Source organism: Myroides albus (genome assembly GCF_024722315.1).
GTDB lineage: Bacteria > Bacteroidota > Bacteroidia > Flavobacteriales > Flavobacteriaceae > Flavobacterium > Flavobacterium album_A.
Map to the genome: position 1 here is coordinate 32416 of NZ_CP102754.1, position 19521 is coordinate 51936.

17 protein-coding genes and 2 pseudogenes are annotated in these 19521 nt (G+C 33.7%); 9 read left to right on the forward strand and 10 right to left on the reverse strand.

Annotated features, from left to right (window positions below; translation table 11 throughout):
* The first annotated feature begins 185 nt into the window (after positions 1 to 185).
* The 5 genes from NWE55_RS00180 to NWE55_RS00200 all read left to right on the forward strand — a co-directional run bounded on the left by NWE55_RS00180 (position 186) and on the right by NWE55_RS00200 (position 5308).
* The gene (locus NWE55_RS00180) at positions 186 to 2063 is read left to right on the forward strand and encodes a DEAD/DEAH box helicase (RefSeq protein ID WP_155091832.1); all 1878 of its coding nucleotides are present in this window, start codon (positions 186 to 188) and stop codon (positions 2061 to 2063) included.
* Positions 2064 to 2132: 69 nt separating this feature from the next.
* Entirely contained in the window at positions 2133 to 2870 is a 738-nt protein-coding gene (locus tag NWE55_RS00185) for a carboxypeptidase-like regulatory domain-containing protein (protein ID WP_155091833.1), read from the forward strand.
* Positions 2871 to 3004: 134 nt separating this feature from the next.
* Positions 3005 to 4264 (forward strand): dihydroorotase, encoded by a 1260-nt coding sequence (locus NWE55_RS00190; protein ID WP_155091834.1) that lies wholly within the window; start codon positions 3005 to 3007, stop codon positions 4262 to 4264.
* A 6-nt stretch (positions 4265 to 4270) separates the two neighbouring features.
* A complete protein-coding gene (locus NWE55_RS00195; protein ID WP_155091835.1) occupies positions 4271 to 4648 on the forward strand; it encodes a hypothetical protein in 378 nt (125 codons plus the stop codon).
* Between the two features lie 9 nt (positions 4649 to 4657).
* The gene (locus tag NWE55_RS00200) at positions 4658 to 5308 is read left to right on the forward strand and encodes an alpha/beta hydrolase (protein ID WP_155091836.1); all 651 of its coding nucleotides are present in this window, start codon (positions 4658 to 4660) and stop codon (positions 5306 to 5308) included.
* Positions 5309 to 5363: 55 nt separating this feature from the next.
* Here NWE55_RS00200 and NWE55_RS00205 read toward each other — a convergent pair whose 3' ends face one another.
* The 3 genes from NWE55_RS00205 to NWE55_RS00215 form a co-directional block, all read right to left on the reverse strand.
* Positions 5364 to 5900 carry a hypothetical protein gene (locus NWE55_RS00205; RefSeq protein ID WP_160339099.1) on the reverse strand — a complete coding sequence of 179 codons (537 nt, stop codon included), beginning with the start codon at positions 5898 to 5900 and terminating at the stop codon, positions 5364 to 5366.
* Positions 5901 to 5913: 13 nt separating this feature from the next.
* On the reverse strand, positions 5914 to 6330 hold the full coding sequence (locus NWE55_RS00210) for a hydrolase (protein ID WP_230381505.1): 417 nt from the start codon (positions 6328 to 6330) through the stop codon (positions 5914 to 5916).
* Between the two features lie 93 nt (positions 6331 to 6423).
* Positions 6424 to 7188, reverse strand: coding sequence for an MBL fold metallo-hydrolase (locus NWE55_RS00215; RefSeq protein WP_155091839.1), 765 nt, complete (start codon positions 7186 to 7188; stop codon positions 6424 to 6426).
* Between the two features lie 81 nt (positions 7189 to 7269).
* Between NWE55_RS00215 and NWE55_RS00220 the strand changes: the two genes are divergently transcribed.
* Positions 7270 to 8715, forward strand: coding sequence for a TonB-dependent receptor (locus NWE55_RS00220; RefSeq protein ID WP_155091840.1), 1446 nt, complete (start codon positions 7270 to 7272; stop codon positions 8713 to 8715).
* A gap of 37 nt (positions 8716 to 8752) precedes the next feature.
* Here NWE55_RS00220 and NWE55_RS00225 read toward each other — a convergent pair.
* The 5 genes and pseudogenes from NWE55_RS00225 to NWE55_RS00245 all read right to left on the reverse strand — a co-directional run.
* Positions 8753 to 9739, reverse strand: a pseudogene (locus NWE55_RS00225) (acetyl-CoA hydrolase/transferase family protein); the annotation flags it as partial.
* Between the two features lie 46 nt (positions 9740 to 9785).
* On the reverse strand, positions 9786 to 10217 hold the full coding sequence (gene tnpA / locus NWE55_RS00230; protein ID WP_155093506.1) for an IS200/IS605 family transposase: 432 nt from the start codon (positions 10215 to 10217) through the stop codon (positions 9786 to 9788).
* Positions 10218 to 10295: 78 nt separating this feature from the next.
* Positions 10296 to 10595, reverse strand: a pseudogene (locus NWE55_RS00235) (sugar phosphate isomerase family); the annotation flags it as partial.
* Between the two features lie 104 nt (positions 10596 to 10699).
* Positions 10700 to 11104: a DUF3995 domain-containing protein gene (locus NWE55_RS00240; RefSeq protein ID WP_155091842.1), complete on the reverse strand. Its 405-nt coding sequence runs from the start codon at positions 11102 to 11104 to the stop codon at positions 10700 to 10702.
* A gap of 62 nt (positions 11105 to 11166) precedes the next feature.
* The gene (locus tag NWE55_RS00245) at positions 11167 to 11727 is read right to left on the reverse strand and encodes a Crp/Fnr family transcriptional regulator (protein ID WP_155091843.1); all 561 of its coding nucleotides are present in this window, start codon (positions 11725 to 11727) and stop codon (positions 11167 to 11169) included.
* Between the two features lie 122 nt (positions 11728 to 11849).
* Between NWE55_RS00245 and NWE55_RS00250 the strand changes: the two genes are divergently transcribed.
* The 3 genes from NWE55_RS00250 (at position 11850) to pheT (ending at position 16969) form a co-directional block, all read left to right on the forward strand.
* Complete coding sequence (locus NWE55_RS00250) at positions 11850 to 14021, forward strand: endonuclease MutS2 (protein WP_155091844.1); 2172 nt, start codon at positions 11850 to 11852, stop codon at positions 14019 to 14021.
* On the forward strand, positions 14021 to 14434 hold the full coding sequence (locus NWE55_RS00255; protein ID WP_155091845.1) for a thiol-disulfide oxidoreductase DCC family protein: 414 nt from the start codon (positions 14021 to 14023) through the stop codon (positions 14432 to 14434). The genes NWE55_RS00250 and NWE55_RS00255 overlap by 1 nt, the downstream gene beginning before the upstream one ends.
* 99 nt (positions 14435 to 14533) lie before the next feature.
* Entirely contained in the window at positions 14534 to 16969 is a 2436-nt protein-coding gene (pheT, locus tag NWE55_RS00260) for a phenylalanine--tRNA ligase subunit beta (RefSeq protein WP_258204440.1), read from the forward strand.
* Positions 16970 to 17556: 587 nt separating this feature from the next.
* On the opposite strand, the gene sucD is transcribed toward pheT, so the two are convergent.
* Together sucD and NWE55_RS00270 are read right to left on the reverse strand one after the other, a co-directional pair.
* Positions 17557 to 18429, reverse strand: a complete 873-nt coding sequence (sucD, locus tag NWE55_RS00265) for a succinate--CoA ligase subunit alpha (RefSeq protein WP_155091847.1) — start codon at positions 18427 to 18429, stop codon at positions 17557 to 17559.
* A 135-nt stretch (positions 18430 to 18564) separates the two neighbouring features.
* Positions 18565 to 19500 carry a UDP-3-O-(3-hydroxymyristoyl)glucosamine N-acyltransferase gene (locus NWE55_RS00270; RefSeq protein ID WP_155091848.1) on the reverse strand — a complete coding sequence of 312 codons (936 nt, stop codon included), beginning with the start codon at positions 19498 to 19500 and terminating at the stop codon, positions 18565 to 18567.
* Positions 19501 to 19521: the final 21 nt, after the last annotated feature.

The following is a 19521-nucleotide window of genomic DNA, read 5'->3' on the forward strand; positions in this document are numbered from 1 at the left end:
TTTTAGGCTAAGACCAAACTATTTAATAATGAACACCTTACCTAAAAACAATTGAAAAATCACTGTTTAATCGACATGAAAAGGCATATACAAAGCGTTAAATTATTTATTTTTCAATAATAAATGACTTTGAAGTATAATTTTTCATTGAATAGTAGTACATTTGCGGCTATTTTAATATTTATATGAACAATTTCGAACAATTAGGATTAAATGAATCCCTTCTATCAGCGATTAGTGATTTAGGATTTGAAAATCCATCAGAAATCCAGGTAAAGGCGATTCCTTTATTATTAGAAAAAAATACCGATATTGTTGCGTTAGCCCAAACGGGAACTGGGAAAACCGCAGCATTTGGTTTTCCTTTGATCCAGAAGATAGACTTGTCTAAAAAAAATACGCAAGCTCTTATCTTATCGCCGACTAGAGAGTTATGTTTGCAAATCGCAAACGAAATTAAACAGTACGCTAAGTACGTAAAAGGCCTACATACTGTTGCTATTTACGGTGGTGCAAGCATCACAGAACAAGCAAGAGAAATTAAACGCGGTGCAAATATCATTGTTGCTACTCCTGGTAGAATGCAGGACATGATCAACAGAGGTATGGTTAATATCAAAGATATTGAGTACTGTGTTTTAGATGAGGCGGATGAAATGCTTAATATGGGCTTCTATGACGATATCACAGCTATTTTAGCGGATACTCCAGAAGAAAAAAACATTTGGTTGTTTTCAGCAACAATGCCTGCAGAGGTAGCAAGTATTGCAAGAGAGTTTATGAAAACTCCAGAAGAAATTACAGTTGGACACAAAAATCAAGCTTCGACAAATGTTAGTCACGAATTTTACCTTGTTGGAGGTAGAGATCGTTATTTAGCACTTAAACGCTTAGCTGATGCTAACCCTGACATTTTCTCAGTTGTATTTTGTAGAACAAAAAGAGATACACAAGCAATTGCTGAAAAGTTAATTGAAGACGGGTATAATGCTGCTGCTTTACACGGAGATTTATCACAAGCGCAAAGAGATGCAGTAATGAAATCTTTCCGCGGTAAACAAATTCAAATGTTAGTAGCTACAGACGTTGCTGCTCGTGGAATTGACGTTGACGACATTACACACGTAATTAACTACCAATTACCAGACGAAATCGAAACGTACACTCACCGTAGTGGTCGTACAGGACGTGCAGGTAAATCAGGTACATCTATGGTAATCATTACCAAAAGTGAACTTAGAAAAATCGGTCAAATTGAAAGAATTATCAAAACAAAATTTGAAGAGAAACCAATCCCTTCAGGTATTGAGATTTGCGAAATTCAATTATACCACTTAGCAAATAGAATCAAAGACGTAGAGGTTAATCAAGAGATTGAATCATTCATTCCTGCGATTACTGAATTACTTCAAGATTTTGACAAAGAGGAAATTATCAAGAAAGTAGTTTCTGTAGAATTCAACAGATTCTTAGATTACTACCAAAAACCTTCTAATAATTTAACTTCTGTATCTTCATCTCGTGGAAACTCAAAAGAAATTCCATCAGACGGTGCAGTTCGTTTCTTCATCAACTTAGGAGCTAAAGACGATTTAGATTGGATGACTCTTAAGGATTACTTAAAAGAGACATTGGATTTAGGTAGAGATGATTTATTCAAAGTTGACGTAAAAGAAGGTTTCTCTTTCTTCAATGTTGAAGCAGATCACGCTGAGAAAGTAATGTCTATCTTAAACGAAGAATCTTACAAAGGTCGTAGAGTAAATGTTGAAATCTCTAACAATGATGGAGGTAGAAACAACAATAGACGTGACCACAACAGAAGAGGTGGACGTAGCAACGACAGAGGTGGAGAAAGATCTTTCAGAAGTGGAAATTCAGACAGACGCGGTGGTGAGAGAAGATCTGACGACAGACGCGGTGGTGAAAGAAGATCTGATGACAGACGTGGTGGTGAAAGAAGATCAGATAGAAATTCTGACAACAACAGAGCTCCACGTAACGAAAGAAGCTCGAGAAGAAGTAGCGATGCAGGATCTTCAAGAAGAACAAGAAGAAACTAATTTGTTAATTTTTACGAAATAGTACTTAAAACTGTAAAATATCTTTTATTTTTAAGCAATCTTAAAACTATGAGAAATTTTACAGTTTTTTTATTTCTAATACTGAGCTCCTTTACTGTTTTTGCCCAAAGCAAAAATGAAGTAAAAGGTACTATCATTAATGATAAGTCATTTTTACCTATTGACGATGTCAATGTAATAAACATTACCCGAGTAAAAGGAACTGTCAGCAAAAGGGATGGTACATTTGCCTTAGAGGCGAACCTAAACGACTCTATACACTTCTCCTACCCTGGCTATAATCCGATCAAACTTAAAGTGACCAATGACTGGCTTAACAACGAGAATTTAAAGATTTACTTTGAAGAGCAAACCATTATGTTAGACGAGATTATTATTAGAAAATTTGACTTAACAGGTATATTAGAAGTCGATACCAAATTATTAGAGTTAAATGACAAAATGGAATTTGACTTTTACAGAAGAAATAGAACACCGTATTATAGTTCAGCAATAGGGACTTTCTTTAGCCCTGTCGACGCAGTCTATAATATGTTTAAAGGAAAAGATAAAAAGCTCAAGAAATTGGATGCAATTAAGGAAGATCAAAACATGATCGCTTTAATGCAAACGAGGTATGATAGAGAGATTGTCTGTGGGTTATTAGACATTACAAGAGAGGATATCGTCAAGACTCTTCAAAATTGTAGCTATTCTGATAAATTTATTTATACCGCAACAGATTTTCAAATTTATCAAGCCCTAAATGATTGCTATAACAATTCCAAAGTGCTATCTTCAAAATAATTCAATACATCTATTATATAGATGTATTTTTTTATGCCCTAACGAATTTGAATAGAGAAAGATCAATTTCTGAGAATTTAAAGTATTTTTGCAACAGTAACAACACATCATAATTTAAAACTACGCTATAAAAGATGAATATCATTTTAAAGAAAGTTAAAGTAATTGACACAACAAGTACGCACCACAATCAACTTGTTGATTTAAAAATTGAGAATGGCTTAATTACACAAATTGCCAATACGATCGAGCCTACGTCCGATGAATTAATTATCAAGGAAGATAATTTACACATTTCGCCAGGCTGGTTTGATTCATCCGTTTGTTTAGGAGAACCAGGATTCGAGGAAAGAGAAAATATACAAAACGGATTGCTTACAGCAGCTAAAAGTGGATTTACACAGATTGCTGTAGAACCTAACAACAATCCAATTACAGATAACCAAACCATAGTTAACTTTATCAAGCAAAAAGCACAAGGAGCTACAACTGAAGTTTTCCCTATAGGCGCTTTAACAGTAGGGTCTAAAGGTACTGATCTTGCAGAATTGTTTGACATGAAGAATGCTGGAGCTATAGCTTTTGGAGATTATAAAAAGGCAATTGGCAATGCCAATGTTTTAAAAATAGCACTACAATATGTTCAAGATTTTGACGGCTTAGTTATCGCTTACAGTCAAGACGACAGTATTATTGGGAAAGGAGTTGCTAACGAGGGAACTGAGGCAACAAAATTAGGTCTAAAGGGAATTCCTGCTCTTTCAGAAGAAATTCAAATAGCACGCAACCTATTCTTACTGGAGTATACAGGAGGAAAGTTACACATCCCTACTATATCTACTGCGAAGTCAATTGAACTGATTAAAGAAGCCAAAAAGAAAGGCTTACAAGTTACTTGTAGTGTTGCAGTACATCACTTAGTGATGACAGACGAAAAGCTAAGAGAATTTGATACCAGATACAAAGTATTACCTCCTCTAAGAGATGAAAACACTCGCCAAGCATTAATTGAAGCAGTAAAAGACGGCACAATTGACTGTATCACTTCTGAGCACAATCCACTGGATATTGAACACAAAAAGCTGGAGTTTGACAAAGCCTCTTTTGGAACAATCGGTTTAGAGAGTGCATTCACCGCTTTGAATACCATATTGCCAGTCGATGTAATCGTTGAAAAATTAACAAAGGCAAGAGCCATCTTTCAATTAGAAAAAGTATCAATCAAAGAAGGAGAAAAAGCAAATCTATCGTTATTTACAACTGAAGGAGAATATACTTTTACGAAAAAGAATATACTATCTAAATCACATAACTCAGCCTTTTTAAACTTACAACTGAAAGGAAAAGTAATTGGCTGTATAAACAACAATAATATAACACTGAATAAAGAGTAAAATCAAATGAATACACAGAAAAATCAAGAAGGCGGAAAGTCACAGCTTTTTATTAGCGCTGAAGAAGTAAAAAAAGGAAAGACAATGGCAGTAGTAGCACATATTACAATTATTGGTTGCCTTGTAGCTATATTTAGCAATATTGATTCAAAAAATAAATACTCTGGCTTTTATATCAAACAAGCTTTTGGGATTCACCTCCTATTTTATGCATTAGCTTACTTTGTGGGAATGGCAAACTCTTGGTTTATGACTTCAGGTTTCTTCCTGTGTTTTTTCATCTTGTGGGTATATAGCTTTGTAGGATCATTGAGTAATGACATCAAAGTACTACCTGCTTTTGGAGTTTACTTTCAAAAATGGTTTAATAAATTATCTGCTTAAAATATCACTATGGACACATCTTTATCAATATCATATATACTTAAAGAGCCTAAGGTAATTAAGGATAAGAATCCCTTAATCATCCTTTTGCATGGATATGGAAGTAATGAGGAAGATCTTTTCTCTTTCGCTTCAGAATTATCTGATGAATATTATATTGTTTCTGCCCGTGCACCCTACCCTGTTCCTCCTTATGGATATGCATGGTATGCAATACATTTTGATGCAGATGCAAACAAATTCTCTGATGACGCACAGGCGATAGAATCGAGAGAATTAATCGTAAAGTTTATAGACGAATTGCTTCAAAAGTACCCTATTGACTCAAACAACGTTAATTTAGTTGGATTTAGTCAAGGAGCTATTTTAAGTTATTCAATAGCATTATCTTATCCCGAAAAGGTAAACAAAGTAGTCGCTTTAAGTGGATATTTCAATACAAACATTATCAATGAGAACTTCGAATCAAATGATTTTTCTAAGATTAAGTTCTTTGCTTCACACGGTACAGTTGATCAAGTCATTCCCGTTGATTGGGCAAGACAAACACCCACTGTACTAAAAAGCTTAAACATCGATTTTCAATACAAAGAATATCCCGTAGGTCATGGAGTACATCCTTTAAACTTCAAAGACTTTAAAGATTTCTTAGAACAATAAAAAAGAGGGAGGTGATTAAATATAGTCACCTCCCTCTTTTGTATTTTCCAATCACTTACTCCGTCAATTCCTGATCCGGACTAATGATATTCATTTCTATTGTTTTAGCAGCAGAAAAGACCGTTTCTCCCTTTTCTTTCAAAACCATATCTTCTCTGGTATCCAACTCCCAACCCTCATTGCTGTAAAGACCACTTATATTCTTTTCTTCTAACAGAATACTCTTTAACTCATTAGGTAAAAAGATCTCTGCGAACTTTTTGTCTTCACTTACTATAACAAAGCAACTTACCTGGTTCTCATCAATATCATTTTCTTCATCTATAATTTGCTCGTGTAAGACACTATCTTCTTCGATCGGATTTAATCTAAACCCTTCTTCGAAAGGTCGAATACAATCTTTGCGGAGTTTACTCCAACGATATGCTGCAGAATAAGTACAACCATGCTCATCTTCCTCCCCCACAATAGTCTTTCCTCCATCAGTTAAAACAGTAGGAGGTTCATTTTGACTCTTATTGTCCTTTAGCACAAAGTCACAAGAAACAAACATTGAACTAATTAATAAAACAGAAATAACTAAAGCTCTCATATTAATTTATCGTTTATTTATTATTGTATAACACAGTTTCGATTGTCTCGAAATCAGTAGGCTTGCCTTCACTGTAGAAATACTTAACAAGTACTTCTCCCCTTAAATCTCCAATAAAAAACTCAGCAATCAACCAACGGTGATTCAAGATACTCACTTTATTAATTAAAGCTTTGTCGTCATTTACCTTACCGTAAGGAACCAAAGGATTGCCATTCTCTTGATGATTTAAAGCCAATACTTGTTCTTTTATACCTGCAAGATTATCATCTAAAGTTTTATAGTTAAAATACTCTTGAGCATCTGAATTGCCATCAATAGAAAAATACTTTGCTTCATTCAATTCCATTACTACTGACTTCAGAGAATCTCGTATAATATCAATCCTCTTATTAGCAATTTCAGTCTTTTTCTCTTCTGACCTAGTCATATTTTTATTCGTTGCATACAAAAACACAATGATTAAAAGTGAAAATACGAATAGGTAAAAAAAAGCTTTATGTCTCATTATATAGTGGTTATTTTAAATTTTAATTTGCAAGTTATCATAGGCCAAATATACGTTTTTTGGCAGAACTTTCTCTACTTCTGCATGAAATCCTAAGTCTTGTGCAATGTGGATTAAATAGGTTTTTTCAGGATTGATATCTTGGATAAATGCCAAAGACTCCTCAAGATTAAAGTGAGTAGGATGCTCATTTACTTTCAAAGCATTTACGATTAATACTTTGCAACCTCTTATCTTTTCCCTTTGACTCTCATCAATATACTTTGCATCCGTAATATAAACTAAGTCACCTAATCTATATCCAAGAATAGGCAAATTGCCATGCATAATATCCAAAGCTTGTATTTCCTTGTTTTTAATATAAAAAGGAGTAGATGAGTTAATTAAATTTTGTTGAACTGAAGGAGCTCCTGGATACCTGTTCTCAGTAGCAAAAATATAATCATATCGCTTCTTCAAAGCCTCCATTACTTGCTCAGAAGCATAGATAGGCAAGTCACCGTACAACAAGCTGAAAGGTCTAATCTCGTCCAATCCTGCGATATGATCAGCGTGTTCGTGTGTAAATAAGATTGCGTCGAGATACTCACACTTCGCACTTAACATTTGCTGTCTAAAATCAGGACCACAATCAATAACAAGTGTTACATCATCCCACTTTATTAGCACAGAAGTTCTAAGTCTTTTATCTCTTTGATCTGTACTGTGTGCTACTGGGTGATCAATCCCAATTATTGGAATCCCTTGTGATGTACCTGTTCCTAAAAAATATACCTCCAAAACATTTAATTTTATTACAAAAGTAAGGTTTATCTTTTTTTCTTGTACGATATTTGTTACGTTTGTTTAAAAAGCTAATTAATGAAGAAATTTTCAGAAGACTTAGTATTAGAAGGAGATAGATTAATTGAACACCAACCCGCTATCTCTGATAAAGCATTACGCATAAATTTGAACAACAATATTTATGGTACTTTTGCTGAAATTGGTGCAGGACAAGAAACTGTAAGACATTTTTTCCGTGCTGGAGGTTCCTCAAGAACAATCGCTAAAGCAATGTCTGCCTATGATAAAGTATTTAGTGATGCTATTTACTCTGTAGAAGAAGATGGAAGATACGTTACTGAAAGTAGATTAAACAAAATGTTAGATTACGAAACGCGTAAATTAGAAGACCGATTAATACGCGAAGACAATCCTAACAAAACTTTTTTTAGCTATGCCAATACTGTAGCTACTATTGATTACGCTAAGAAAAACAAAGGACATGGATGGATTGGGATAAAGTTTCAATCAGAGCCTGACCAAGCTTTTAGCAAAATAGTTCTACACATTCAATTCAAAGAAACTGATTCTAAACTACAACAAGAAACATTGGGTATTTTAGGAGTGAACTTAATCTATGGTGCTTACTACCAAAATCACGACCCAAAAAAACTTATACACAGCCTATATGATCACTTGGATAAAGATCAAATAGAAATTGACAGTATCAACTTTTCTGGACCTTTATTTCAAGACGTTGACAATAGACTAATGAGCTTGTTCTTGGTAAAAAATGGTATGACAGATGCAGTGATGTTTGGCAGTGATGGACAAAGCAAACTACCAGCTAATGTACTATACAAACAAAACATTCTTGCCCTTAGAGGTAGTTTTAGACCTGTGACAATTGTAAATATGGATATGACACAGAAGTCCATAGATATGTTTATACGAGAGAATGACTTGAATAGACAAAATACAACAGTTGTTTTTGAAATTACTCTTTCTAATTTACTAACAGAAGGGGAAATAGATGAAATAGACTTCTTACATAGAGCTGATCTTCTGTGTTCTTTAGGGCAAACTGTTATGATTTCCAATTTCCAAGAATACTATAAACTAACTGAATATTTCTGTACTTATACTGATCAGAAAATTGCAATGAGTTTAGGTGTAAGTAGCTTATTGAATATTTTTGAAGAAAAGTACTACAAAAACTTGACAGGTGGAATATTAGAGGCCTTAGGTAAACTATTTAGAAAAAACATGAAGATTTACCTTTACCCTATGATGGATAAAGAGAAGAATATTATCAATTCTACTAATCTGAAAGTAGATATTCAGATGAAAGAACTATATAAATTCTTCAAAAAACAAGGACAGATTGTCGACATTACTGAATATGAAGAGAAACACTTAGGAATCTTCTCTCGTGATGTATTAAAGCAATTACAAGAGAAGAAAGATGGATGGGAACAACAACTTCCTGCAGGTATCTCTCAAATGATAAAAGAAAAAGAGTTATTTGGATACAAAAACTAATAAAAAAACTCCCTGTCAAAACAGGGAGTTTTTTTATTTACTTTATACTCTCGTAGTACGTCTTTAATATTTCTTCTCTAAAATCTGGATGTGCAATTTCTACCATTGCTGACACACGTTGCTTTAAGGTTTTACCATACAAATCAGCTACACCATATTCTGTCACAATATATTGAGCATGCGCACGAGTGGTTACCACCCCTGCTCCTTGTTTTAAAAAGGGAACGATGCGATTATGTCCTTTATTACTTGTAGAACTCAAAGCAATGATCGCTTTTCCTCCTTTACTCAAAGAAGCTCCTCTTACAAAGTCCATTTGACCTCCAACGCCAGAATACATCTTTACTCCAAGTGAATCTGCACACACTTGTCCTGTTAAATCAACTTCTAAGGCAGAGTTAATCGCTACAACTTTAGGATTTTGTCGGATAATAGAAGTGTCATTGACATAACTTGACTCTTTCATCACAATAAAAGGATTGTTATCTACAAATTTGTACAAGCGCTCTGACCCCAATAAAAAGGTTGCAAGTGCCCTACCCTTTGCTATTGTTTTTCGAGAACAATCAATTACTCCACTTTCTATCAAATCAATTACCCCGTCTGAAAACATCTCCGTGTGCAAACCTAAATGCTTATGAGAAGTCAACTGAGATAAAACAGCATTAGGAATAGAACCAATCCCCATTTGAAGCGTACTTTCATCTTCTATCAATTCTGCTACATACTGCCCTATAACCTTCTCTGTATCTGTGATAGGCAATTGCTTACTCGCATAAATCGGCGAGTGATGTTCTACTGCTAAGTCAATTTTTGATATGTGCAATACACTATCTCCAAATGTACGTGGCATATTCTTATTGACTTGGGCAATGACCCATCGAGCATTCTCCATAGCAGCAACAGTTCCTTCTACTGAAACACCTAATGAGCAAAAACCATGTTCATCAGGAGGTGAAACTTGAATAAGAACAACGTCTATTTTCAGTACGCCTTTTCGAAATAAACCACTATGGACTGAAAGTCCATAGTTTGTTAAAGCAGACTAAAGTCTGCCTGGGTGGAGCTACTTACTCAAGTATAAAGTTACCTCCGTTATCATTTGGTTTACGATGGTGTTCAAGATATTGATTTAGCATTTCATCAGTAATATTTCCTGTACTCCAACAACCAAAGCCTATTGCCCAAAAGTGACGTCCCCAGTATCTGTGCTTCAACTCAGGAAATTCTATTTGGAGTTTCCTTGAGGTACGACCCTTGAAGAGTTTGACAATATTACTTATGTTTTGAGATGGTCGATATTCTATATGAAGATGAACATGATCCTTTGATACTACACCTTTTAAAATTTGAATATCTTCTGCTTCACAAATCTGAATGATCAGACTACGACAACGTATCTGAATATCTCCTTCCAATACTGGATAACGATATTTAGTCACCCATACTATATGGGCGGTTAAACGTGATACACTATGTCCTCCGGTTCGTTGATATTCCATATATCAAAGGTAAACATTTTTAGAAGCTGAAAGCTAAATGCACTAAAGTGCATAGTTTTAACTACAGTCTGCGACCAATAAAGTAGGTACTTCACTTAAAAAAACGGGCGTATACGATCCGTTCCCTTCAGTTATTGTGTGTCTTACATTCTTTCCTATAAAAAATGAATTTACATGAAAACTATCAGCCAAAGAAGGATCAGCATAAGGAGCAGGTCCTTCTGTGTGAATATGACAAAATTCAACATTTCTCAATTCACTGGCGCGATCACTTATCGCTTTCGTTAATATATTAGGGGTTGCCGCTGCGGCATGTACATAAATTCTATTGCCTGATTCGACTACTTTCGCAGCTTCTTCTGCTGATACATATTTCATAAGTATGCGCTATTTTAGTTTGTAAAAAGTCTTATTTAAAGTCCTTACAAATTACAAAAAATAAAAACACAGAATACCTGATATACATCATTGAACAGAAAGATTTAGCCTATAAAAATGAATAAAAACAAATTAGAAACACTTAGATAGATACATAGAGGAATAAAGTACTTTTTATCACAAATGGCAAAAGTAGTATTGGTAATCTTCTTGAATATCCCAACATATTTAAAATCACCTATCACTCTTAATCCAAAAAGCACAAACAATAACAAATATAGGTAATTAACGTAACCAACTAATATGTAAGGAAACACACCAAAGAAAAGTAAAAAAAAAGCCACACAAATAGTTCCTAAAACACTTGGTTTAAATACTTTTCCACTTAACTGAGAGGGCAATACGCAATCTAAAGCTCTTTTACCTCCAAATGCCCAGTAGAAGTGAATAAAAGAGAGAAAAATAAAAATTACAAAATTTAAAAACTGAATAATTGAAAATAGAGTCATACCCTTAATTAATTTGAATGTATAAGACAAAGATAGCTTGCATTCAAAACATAAAAATTCACTTAAGTTAATCTTTCTTGAGTAATTCTCTTTCGAATTCTTGATAAAGACTGAGCAGTTATTCCTAAATAACTTGCAATGTACTTTTGAGGAACTTGCTCAAAAATCTTTGGTGTGTCAGACACAAGTTGTAAGTACCGCTGTTCTGGATTCAAAAAAAGTAAAAAATCAATGCGTTTTTTAGCTTGTAAAAAAATAGCCTCTGCCATTATTCTACCAATACGCTGAGCCTTTAAAGAAGTCTCATAATATCTTAATAACTCCTTTTTATAAATGATACTTACCTCTACATCATTTAAAGCTGTAATAATTAGATTAGAAGGTTTTCCCGTTAGTATTCCTTCATAGTTAGTAAAGACATCATTCTGCAAATAGAATGAGAAAGATACTTCTTTTCCATTTTCTTCTATATAATACATTCTCAATGCTCCTTTATTTACAAAGCCTACAAAATCACAAGTCTCTCCTAAACTAAGTATCTCATCACCTTTTTTAAACTTTCTATACTTTACTTTATCTTGCAACTCATGTAATAACTCTTGTCCTATCTCAGTACTTTTCATTTTTCTAATTTCTATTTTAGATTAACCTATCTAAAGTAGAATTTTTAAAACAATCCGATCTATATAAAATCAGAATATTAGCAAATAATACTATTTTTGTAGTTCTAATTTTTTACAATCGAATGACATCAATAAATAAGAAGACATTAGAAGACTTAGAATTTGATTCAGTATTAGAAACTGTATCCGAATTGTGCGTAACTGAATCAGGTAAACAAGCTGCTTTAGAAATTACGCCATTTCGCAGTGCACAAGAAACAATTAAATCACTAAAACAAACTTCAGAATACGTTTCTTCTTTTACTAATAATAACATAATTCCCAATCACTATTTTGACAGTATTTCATACGAATTAAAGTTCTTGGGTATTGAGGATAGTTTTTTAGAAGTTAGTAGTTTCAAAAAGATATTCTCACTAACTGACACAACGATTAACTTACTGATATTCTTAAAGAAATTCGAGGAATATTATCCATTTTTGTATGAAGAAATACAGGAAGTAATCGTTGAGAAAACAATTTTAAAGTCAATAGAAAACGTATTAGACAAATATGGAGAGATTAAAGACAATGCTTCTATTGATTTATTAAATATTCGCAAGAACATCAATATTGTCCGTGGAAAGATTAATCAAAGTTTTGGACAAGCCTTAACGCAATACAACAGCTCTGGGTATTTAGACGATATCAGAGAAACTGTCGTCGAGAATAGACGTGTACTTGCTGTAGTTGCAATGCACAGACGCAAAGTAAAAGGAAATGTATTAGGACAATCGAAAACAGGTAGTATTGTTTATATAGAGCCAGAGGCGACTATGAGATTCTCAAGAGAACTCAATAACTTAGAATATGAGGAAAGAGAAGAAATAGTTAGAATACTTAAAGCTCTAACAAACACTATACGCCCTTTTAGAGATGTATTAATTGAATACCAGCATTTCCTTACTTATATCGATGTAACGGCTGCTAAGGCTAAATATGCTAATAAAATAAATGGTTTGTTACCTGAGATAACAAAGGAAAAAACATTGTATTTCAGAGAAGCATACCACCCTATTCTATATTTGAGTAACAAATCTAAGAGAAAGACAACTTATCCCCAAACGATATCACTCGAAGAAGACAGTAGAATCATTGTGATTTCTGGACCTAATGCTGGTGGTAAAAGTATTACACTAAAGACTGTAGGTTTACTTCAACTTATGCTCCAATCAGGTTTGTTAATTCCTGTTCACGAGCGAAGTAAAACTTTTCTATTTGATCGAATATTGACAGACATTGGAGATAATCAATCTGTAGAGAACCACTTGAGTACTTACAGCTATCGATTAAAAAACATGAATTACTTTTTGAAAAAATGTAATGACAAAACACTTTTTTTAATTGATGAATTTGGTACAGGGTCAGATCCTGAACTTGGAGGTGCACTTGCGGAAGTATTCCTAGAAGAATTCTATGAACGCAATGCCTATGGAATCATCACCACGCACTATACTAATCTAAAAATATTAGCAGATGAGTTGCCAAGTGCTACCAACGCAAATATGCTCTTTGATGAAAAATCATTAGAACCTATGTACAAATTAAATGTTGGTCAAGCTGGTAGTTCATTTACATTTGAAGTTGCACAGAAGAATGGTATTCCATTTAGCTTAATAAATCGCGCTAAAAAGAAAGTCGAAAGTGACAAAGTTCGCTTCGACAAAACAATTGCAAACTTGCAGAAAGAGCGACATAAAATGGAGCGCACGTCAAATAACCTAAAAGAAGAAGAAACACGTGCAAGACAGGAGAGTAAAAGGCTTGAGGAAACTAATGCGAGAATACAAGATAAATTAGAAAGGTATCAAGAACTTTTTGACGCTAATCAACGCCTACTATATCTTGGACAAAAGTTAGATGATCTCTCTGAAAAATACTTTAATAACAAAAGTAAGAAAACACTTTTTAGCGAACTTTTAAAAGTGGTAGAAATAGAAAATTCTAAACGAAAAAAAGTAACAATTAAAGAGAAAAAAGAAAAAGAAAAAGTTCAGAAAGAAGTAATAAAAGAAGTTGAACAGAAGGTTGAAATAATTCGTCAAGAGAAGAAAGAAGAAAAAGAAAAGAAGAAACAACAAGATCAAAATAAACCGAAGTTTCCTTTAAAAATCGGAGATCGTGTTAGAATGATTGATGGTAAGGCTGTAGGAACAATTGATGTAATTGAAAAGAACAAAGCCACAGTTAATTATGGTATCTTTACTTCAAAAGTTGATTTAGAACAACTGGAAATGGTAGAACGAAAAAAATAATGATAGCTTTCCCTAAAAATAAGAAAATAATCCTTTTTGACGGTGTCTGTAATTTCTGTGACAGCACCGTCCAAAAGATTATTGCAGCTGATAAAAAAGATCAGTTTAGATTCACTTCTTTAGATTCTGAAATAGGAAAAGAAATTCTACAATACATCGGAGTTGATCGCAGTAAGATTGATAGTATTGTTTTGTACGAACCAGGCAAAGCCTACTATATTAAATCTAAAGCGGCCTTTCAGATAGCATCCTACTTAGGTTCTTACTATTCTATGATAGGAATATTTTCAATATTCCCTCAGAAATTAACAGATTCCATCTATGATTTTATAGCCCGTAATCGCTATAAATGGTTTGGTAAAAAAAGTGAATGCCCTATCCCCTCTCCAGAGATCAGAAATAAATTTTTATAATTTCTTTTAGCACACTGCTATTTAGAAATATTTAATCATAAATAATTTCCCTTAAACTTTCGCAATGCTTATATTTGCGTACTTATAAAAATTATTCGAATGCATATTTCATACAATTGGTTAAAACAATTCATCAAATTAGACATTACACCAGATGAGACTTCTGAGATATTAACAGACTTAGGTCTTGAAGTTGAAGGAATTACTCATTACGAAAGCCTTAAAGGTGGTTTAAAAGGAGTTGTTGTTGGACATGTACTATCATGTACAAAACATCCTAATGCTGATAAGTTAAATGTAACGAAAGTAGATTTAGGAGCAGGTGAGCCAGTACAAATCGTATGCGGAGCTCCCAACGTTGCAGCTGGGCAGAAAGTAGCAGTGGCGACAATTGGCACTGAGCTATTTGATGCAGAAGGAAATGCATTTCAAATTAAAAAAGGTAAAATACGAGGTGAAGAAAGCTTCGGAATGATATGTTCAGCAGTAGAATTAGGTGTTGGAACAGATGGAGATGGTATCATGGTACTTGATCAAAATTTGACACCAGGTACTCCTGCAGCTGAAGTATTTAATATTGTTACAGACGAAGTATTCGAAATCGGACTAACGCCAAACCGCTCTGATGCTATGAGTCATTGGGGAGTTGCAAGAGACCTTAGAGCTGGACTACTTCAAAATTCAAAAGAAGAAACCCAACACAAAGAGCTAATTACTCCTTCTGTTAGCAAATTCAAAGTTGAAAGACGTACATTAAAAATTGATGTAAGCGTAGAAGACTATAAAAGAGCTCCAAGATATTGTGGGGTTACTATTTCGGGAATTGAAGTTAAACAATCACCTGAATGGTTACAAAACAGGCTGAAAGCGATAGGAATAACACCTAAAAACAATATCGTAGACGTTACTAACTACGTTTTACACGATTTAGGACAACCTATGCATGCATTCGATGCTGCCAAAATAAAAGGTGGGAAAGTAATCGTTAAAACAGTTGAAGCAGGAACAAAATTCAAAACATTAGACGATATAGAAAGAACACTACACCAAGATGATTTAATGATTTGTGATGAGAATGGACCTATGTGTATGGCTGGGGTTTTTGGAGGAACAAGAACTGCTGTAAGCGAAAACACAACTTCTATCTTTTTAGAAAGTGCTTATTTTCACCCTGTAGCAATTCGTAAAGCTGCGAAAAGACACGGATTAAATACTGATTCTTCTTTCAGATTCGAAAGAGGTATAGATCCTTCTATAACAGAATATGCTTTAAAACACGCTGCTTTATTGATCCAACAGGTTGCTGGGGGAGAAATAACTTCTGATATCGTTGATTTGTACCCTAAGAGAATTGAAGATTATTCTGTATTCTTGAATTTCAATAATATCAACAGAATTTTAGGAGAAGAAATCTCTAAAGAGACAATCAAAAAAATATTAGTATCTCTTGATATAAAAGTACATAGCATGTCTGATGTAGGTCTTGGAATTACAGTACCCGCATATCGTGCAGACGTAACAAGAGAAATTGATGTAATTGAAGAAATACTAAGAGTATACGGTTTTAATAATATTACCTTTTCTTCGAAATTAAACGCAACGATTTCTAATAATTCGAGAACTGAAGATCACAAAGTTCAGAATACGATTTCAAATTTGTTAGTTAGTCAAGGGTTCTACGAAATTATGTCTAACTCTTTAACTACTCCAGATTATAGTAATTTATCAGAAAGCTTAAAATCAAGTTTTCAAGTTGATATACTCAACCCATTAAGTCACGATTTATGTGTGATGCGACAAACTTTATTGTTTGGTGGGTTAGAAGCTATCGCTTATAACATTAACAGAAAGAGAACAGATTTAAAACTTTTTGAATTTGGTAAGTCTTATCACAAAATGCTTGGAAGCTTTGAAGAACACAAGCACTTTGCATTATTTGCAACAGGTAACGGTACCAAAGCAACGTGGAACTCTACCCCTAAAGCAACAGACTTTTTCGAGTTCAAAGGTTATATCAATGGAATTTTGATGAGATTGGGCTTAAGTAAAGCTACCACTCAGCCAACAGATAATGATGTTTTCTCTGAAGGTATAGCATATTACATCGGAAAAGATTTAATTGTTGAATTTGGTATCTTGAAAAAAGCAATTTTAAAAGAACTGGATATTAAACAAGAAGTTTGTTACGCAGATTTCAATTGGGAAAATGTTTTAAAATTCATTTCTGAAAAGATTAAATTTACAGAGATTAATAAATTCCCTTCTGTTAAACGCGATTACGCTCTTTTAATAGACGAACATATTACATTTGACCAAATCTATAATATCGTAAAACAAGTTGATAAGAACACAATTAAAGATGTTACTTTATTTGACGTTTATCAAGGTGATAAGATAGAGGAAGGTAAAAAGTCTTATGCAATCTCTATTTTAATGGAAGATGCTTCAAAAACATTGACTGACAGTCAAGTTGAGAAGATAATGGGAAAAATAAAATATCAACTTGAGAATAATCTAAATGCTCAATTGAGATAAAAGTTAATACAATATAAAAGAGGCAGTATCATAGTGATACTGCCTCTTTTTTTAGCTTATCACCCTAACATTACGATACAATAAAACAGTGATTGTTTAGTCATCCGTAACTCACTAAAAAGACAAATAATTATCCTTTTATTAATGCATTAACCATTAGGGAGTTTACAACAGAAGATTGCTACATTTCAACCTAATCTTAAACAACTACAGTTTCCCACTCTACTGTAAAGTTGTTTCTGAATATCCTCTAACAATAACACCTCTCATATAATTAGCTATAATATTAGTTAAGAAAAGAAAGCTCATACCTAAACAAACCGTTAGGTTTACAACTAAAGAAAAAATGACTAACAATTTAGTTTGAAAAATATATTAGACGATCCTTCATAATCAATTTCAAAAACGATTCGTCCAAATACTATATTTCATTCATTTCCCTCCAAGAAAGCACAACTAAACTTAATTTGTTACTTCCATTAGAGTAATAGGTAATATCCAAATCTATATGTATTGATGTAGATACAATACAAAAAAAGCTCCCAAGAAATCTTGAGAGCCTTATACTATAAAATGTATTCAGGTAATTAACCTAATACTTCTTTTACTTTCTTACCTATTTCAGCAGGAGAATCTACTACGTGGATTCCACATTCTGCCATAATACGTTTTTTTGCTGCTGCTGTATCATCAGCACCTCCAACAATAGCACCAGCATGTCCCATTGTTCTACCTTTAGGAGCTGTTTCACCAGCAATAAATCCAATTACAGGCTTTTTATTACCATTCTCTTTAATCCAACGTGCAGCATCTGCTTCTAATTGACCACCGATTTCACCAATCATAATGATTGCTTCAGTTTCTGGATCAGCCATTAACAATTGAACAGCCTCTTTTGTTGTTGTTCCAATGATAGGATCTCCACCGATACCGATAGCAGTTGTAATTCCTAAACCTTGTTTCACAACTTGATCTGCAGCTTCATAAGTTAAAGTTCCTGATTTAGAAACAATACCTACAGTCCCTTTTTTAAATACGAAACCTGGCATAATACCAACTTTAGCTTCACCTGGAGTAATAACACCTGGACAGTTAGGTCCAACTAAACGACAATCTCTTGTTTTGATGTAATCATAAGCTTTGATCATATCTGCTACAGGAATACCTTCAGTTATACAAATAATAACTTTAATTCCCGCATCTGCAGCTTCCATAATAGCGTCTGCAGCGAATGCTGGCGGAACGAAAATAATAGAAGTATCTGCACCTGCATTATCTACAGCTTCTTTTACTGTATTGAATACTGGACGATCTAAATGAGTACTTCCTCCTTTACCTGGAGTAACACCACCTACAACGTTTGTTCCATATTCAATCATTTGCGAAGCGTGGAATGTACCTTCACTACCAGTAAATCCCTGAACGATTATTTTTGAATCTTTATTTACTAAAACACTCATGATCTTGTTTTTATTTATTTAAACTTACTCTCACAAAAATAAACAATTCTATCAAGCAATAAAACTTTTTATCTTAGTTAAACGTTAAGTTATATTAATATTACTAACTAATTCTCCCTTGATAACGAAAAACGATTATAACTGTTTCACTTTTTCCATTATTTCAGGAATACGTTTGACGTATGCAATCTGTTTCAACTTTTCGCGAGACTCCTCAGCTGGGTAACCAAAGTACACCTTACCTCCTTCTAAAGATTTAGATACACCTGATTGTGCTAAAACAACAGCTTTTGTACCAATTGTGATACCACTTGTTGTCCCTACTTGCCCCCATAGAGTCACTTCATCTTCTATAACTACACAGCCAGCAATACCACACTGTGCAGCAATCAAGCAACGAACACCAATTACTGTATCATGTCCTATATGAACTTGATTATCAATCTTAGCTCCTTCTTTAATAGTCGTATCTCCTGTAACACCTCTATCGATAGTACAAGCAGCACCGATACCAACGTTATCTTCAATAACAACACGACCACAAGAAACCAATGGATCAAATCCTTCTGGACGCTTTTTGTAATAAAAAGCATCTGCTCCTAAAATAGTACCAGCATGAATAACAACATTATCACCTATAACGGTACCATCGTATATAACTACATTAGGATGGATAAGACAGTTTTTTCCAATCTTTACGTTATGCCCAATAAATACGTTTGGTTGAATAACAGTTCCCTCGCCTATAACCGCATCTTCAGCCTGAACTTTTAATGCCGGTTTAAAAGGATTAAAGTATTTTGACAACTTATTAAAATCTCTAAAAGGATCATCCGAAATCAAAAGAGCTTTACCCTCAGGACATTCAACATCTTTATTGATTAGAATAATTGTTGCATTTGAATTTAATGCCTTGTCGTAATACTTTGGGTGATCTACAAAAACAATTTCTCCTTCTTGTACAACGTGAATTTCATTCATACCATACACCAGAAAATTAGAATCACCAACAAACTTACAACCTATAATATCAGCAATAGTTTGTAAATCTTGAACTTTTGCAAAACGCATAGTCTACCTTATCTGAAATTA

Excerpts from the sequence above, each read along its gene's own strand:
- NWE55_RS00180 (WP_155091832.1), top strand. The coding sequence starts at position 186 with ATGAACAATTTCGAACAATTAGGATTAAATGAATCCCTTCTATCAGCG.
- NWE55_RS00185 (WP_155091833.1), top strand. The coding sequence starts at position 2,133 with ATGAGAAATTTTACAGTTTTTTTATTTCTAATACTGAGCTCCTTTACT.
- NWE55_RS00190 (WP_155091834.1), top strand. The coding sequence starts at position 3,005 with ATGAATATCATTTTAAAGAAAGTTAAAGTAATTGACACAACAAGTACG.
- NWE55_RS00195 (WP_155091835.1), top strand. The coding sequence starts at position 4,271 with ATGAATACACAGAAAAATCAAGAAGGCGGAAAGTCACAGCTTTTTATT.
- NWE55_RS00200 (WP_155091836.1), top strand. The coding sequence starts at position 4,658 with ATGGACACATCTTTATCAATATCATATATACTTAAAGAGCCTAAGGTA.
- NWE55_RS00205 (WP_160339099.1), bottom strand. The coding sequence starts at position 5,900 with ATGAGAGCTTTAGTTATTTCTGTTTTATTAATTAGTTCAATGTTTGTT.
- NWE55_RS00210 (WP_230381505.1), bottom strand. The coding sequence starts at position 6,330 with ATGACTAGGTCAGAAGAGAAAAAGACTGAAATTGCTAATAAGAGGATT.
- NWE55_RS00220 (WP_155091840.1), top strand. The coding sequence starts at position 7,270 with ATGAAGAAATTTTCAGAAGACTTAGTATTAGAAGGAGATAGATTAATT.
- tnpA (WP_155093506.1), bottom strand. The coding sequence starts at position 10,217 with ATGGAATATCAACGAACCGGAGGACATAGTGTATCACGTTTAACCGCC.
- NWE55_RS00240 (WP_155091842.1), bottom strand. The coding sequence starts at position 11,104 with ATGACTCTATTTTCAATTATTCAGTTTTTAAATTTTGTAATTTTTATT.
- NWE55_RS00245 (WP_155091843.1), bottom strand. The coding sequence starts at position 11,727 with ATGAAAAGTACTGAGATAGGACAAGAGTTATTACATGAGTTGCAAGAT.
- NWE55_RS00250 (WP_155091844.1), top strand. The coding sequence starts at position 11,850 with ATGACATCAATAAATAAGAAGACATTAGAAGACTTAGAATTTGATTCA.
- NWE55_RS00255 (WP_155091845.1), top strand. The coding sequence starts at position 14,021 with ATGATAGCTTTCCCTAAAAATAAGAAAATAATCCTTTTTGACGGTGTC.
- pheT (WP_258204440.1), top strand. The coding sequence starts at position 14,534 with ATGCATATTTCATACAATTGGTTAAAACAATTCATCAAATTAGACATT.
- sucD (WP_155091847.1), bottom strand. The coding sequence starts at position 18,429 with ATGAGTGTTTTAGTAAATAAAGATTCAAAAATAATCGTTCAGGGATTT.
- NWE55_RS00270 (WP_155091848.1), bottom strand. The coding sequence starts at position 19,500 with ATGCGTTTTGCAAAAGTTCAAGATTTACAAACTATTGCTGATATTATA.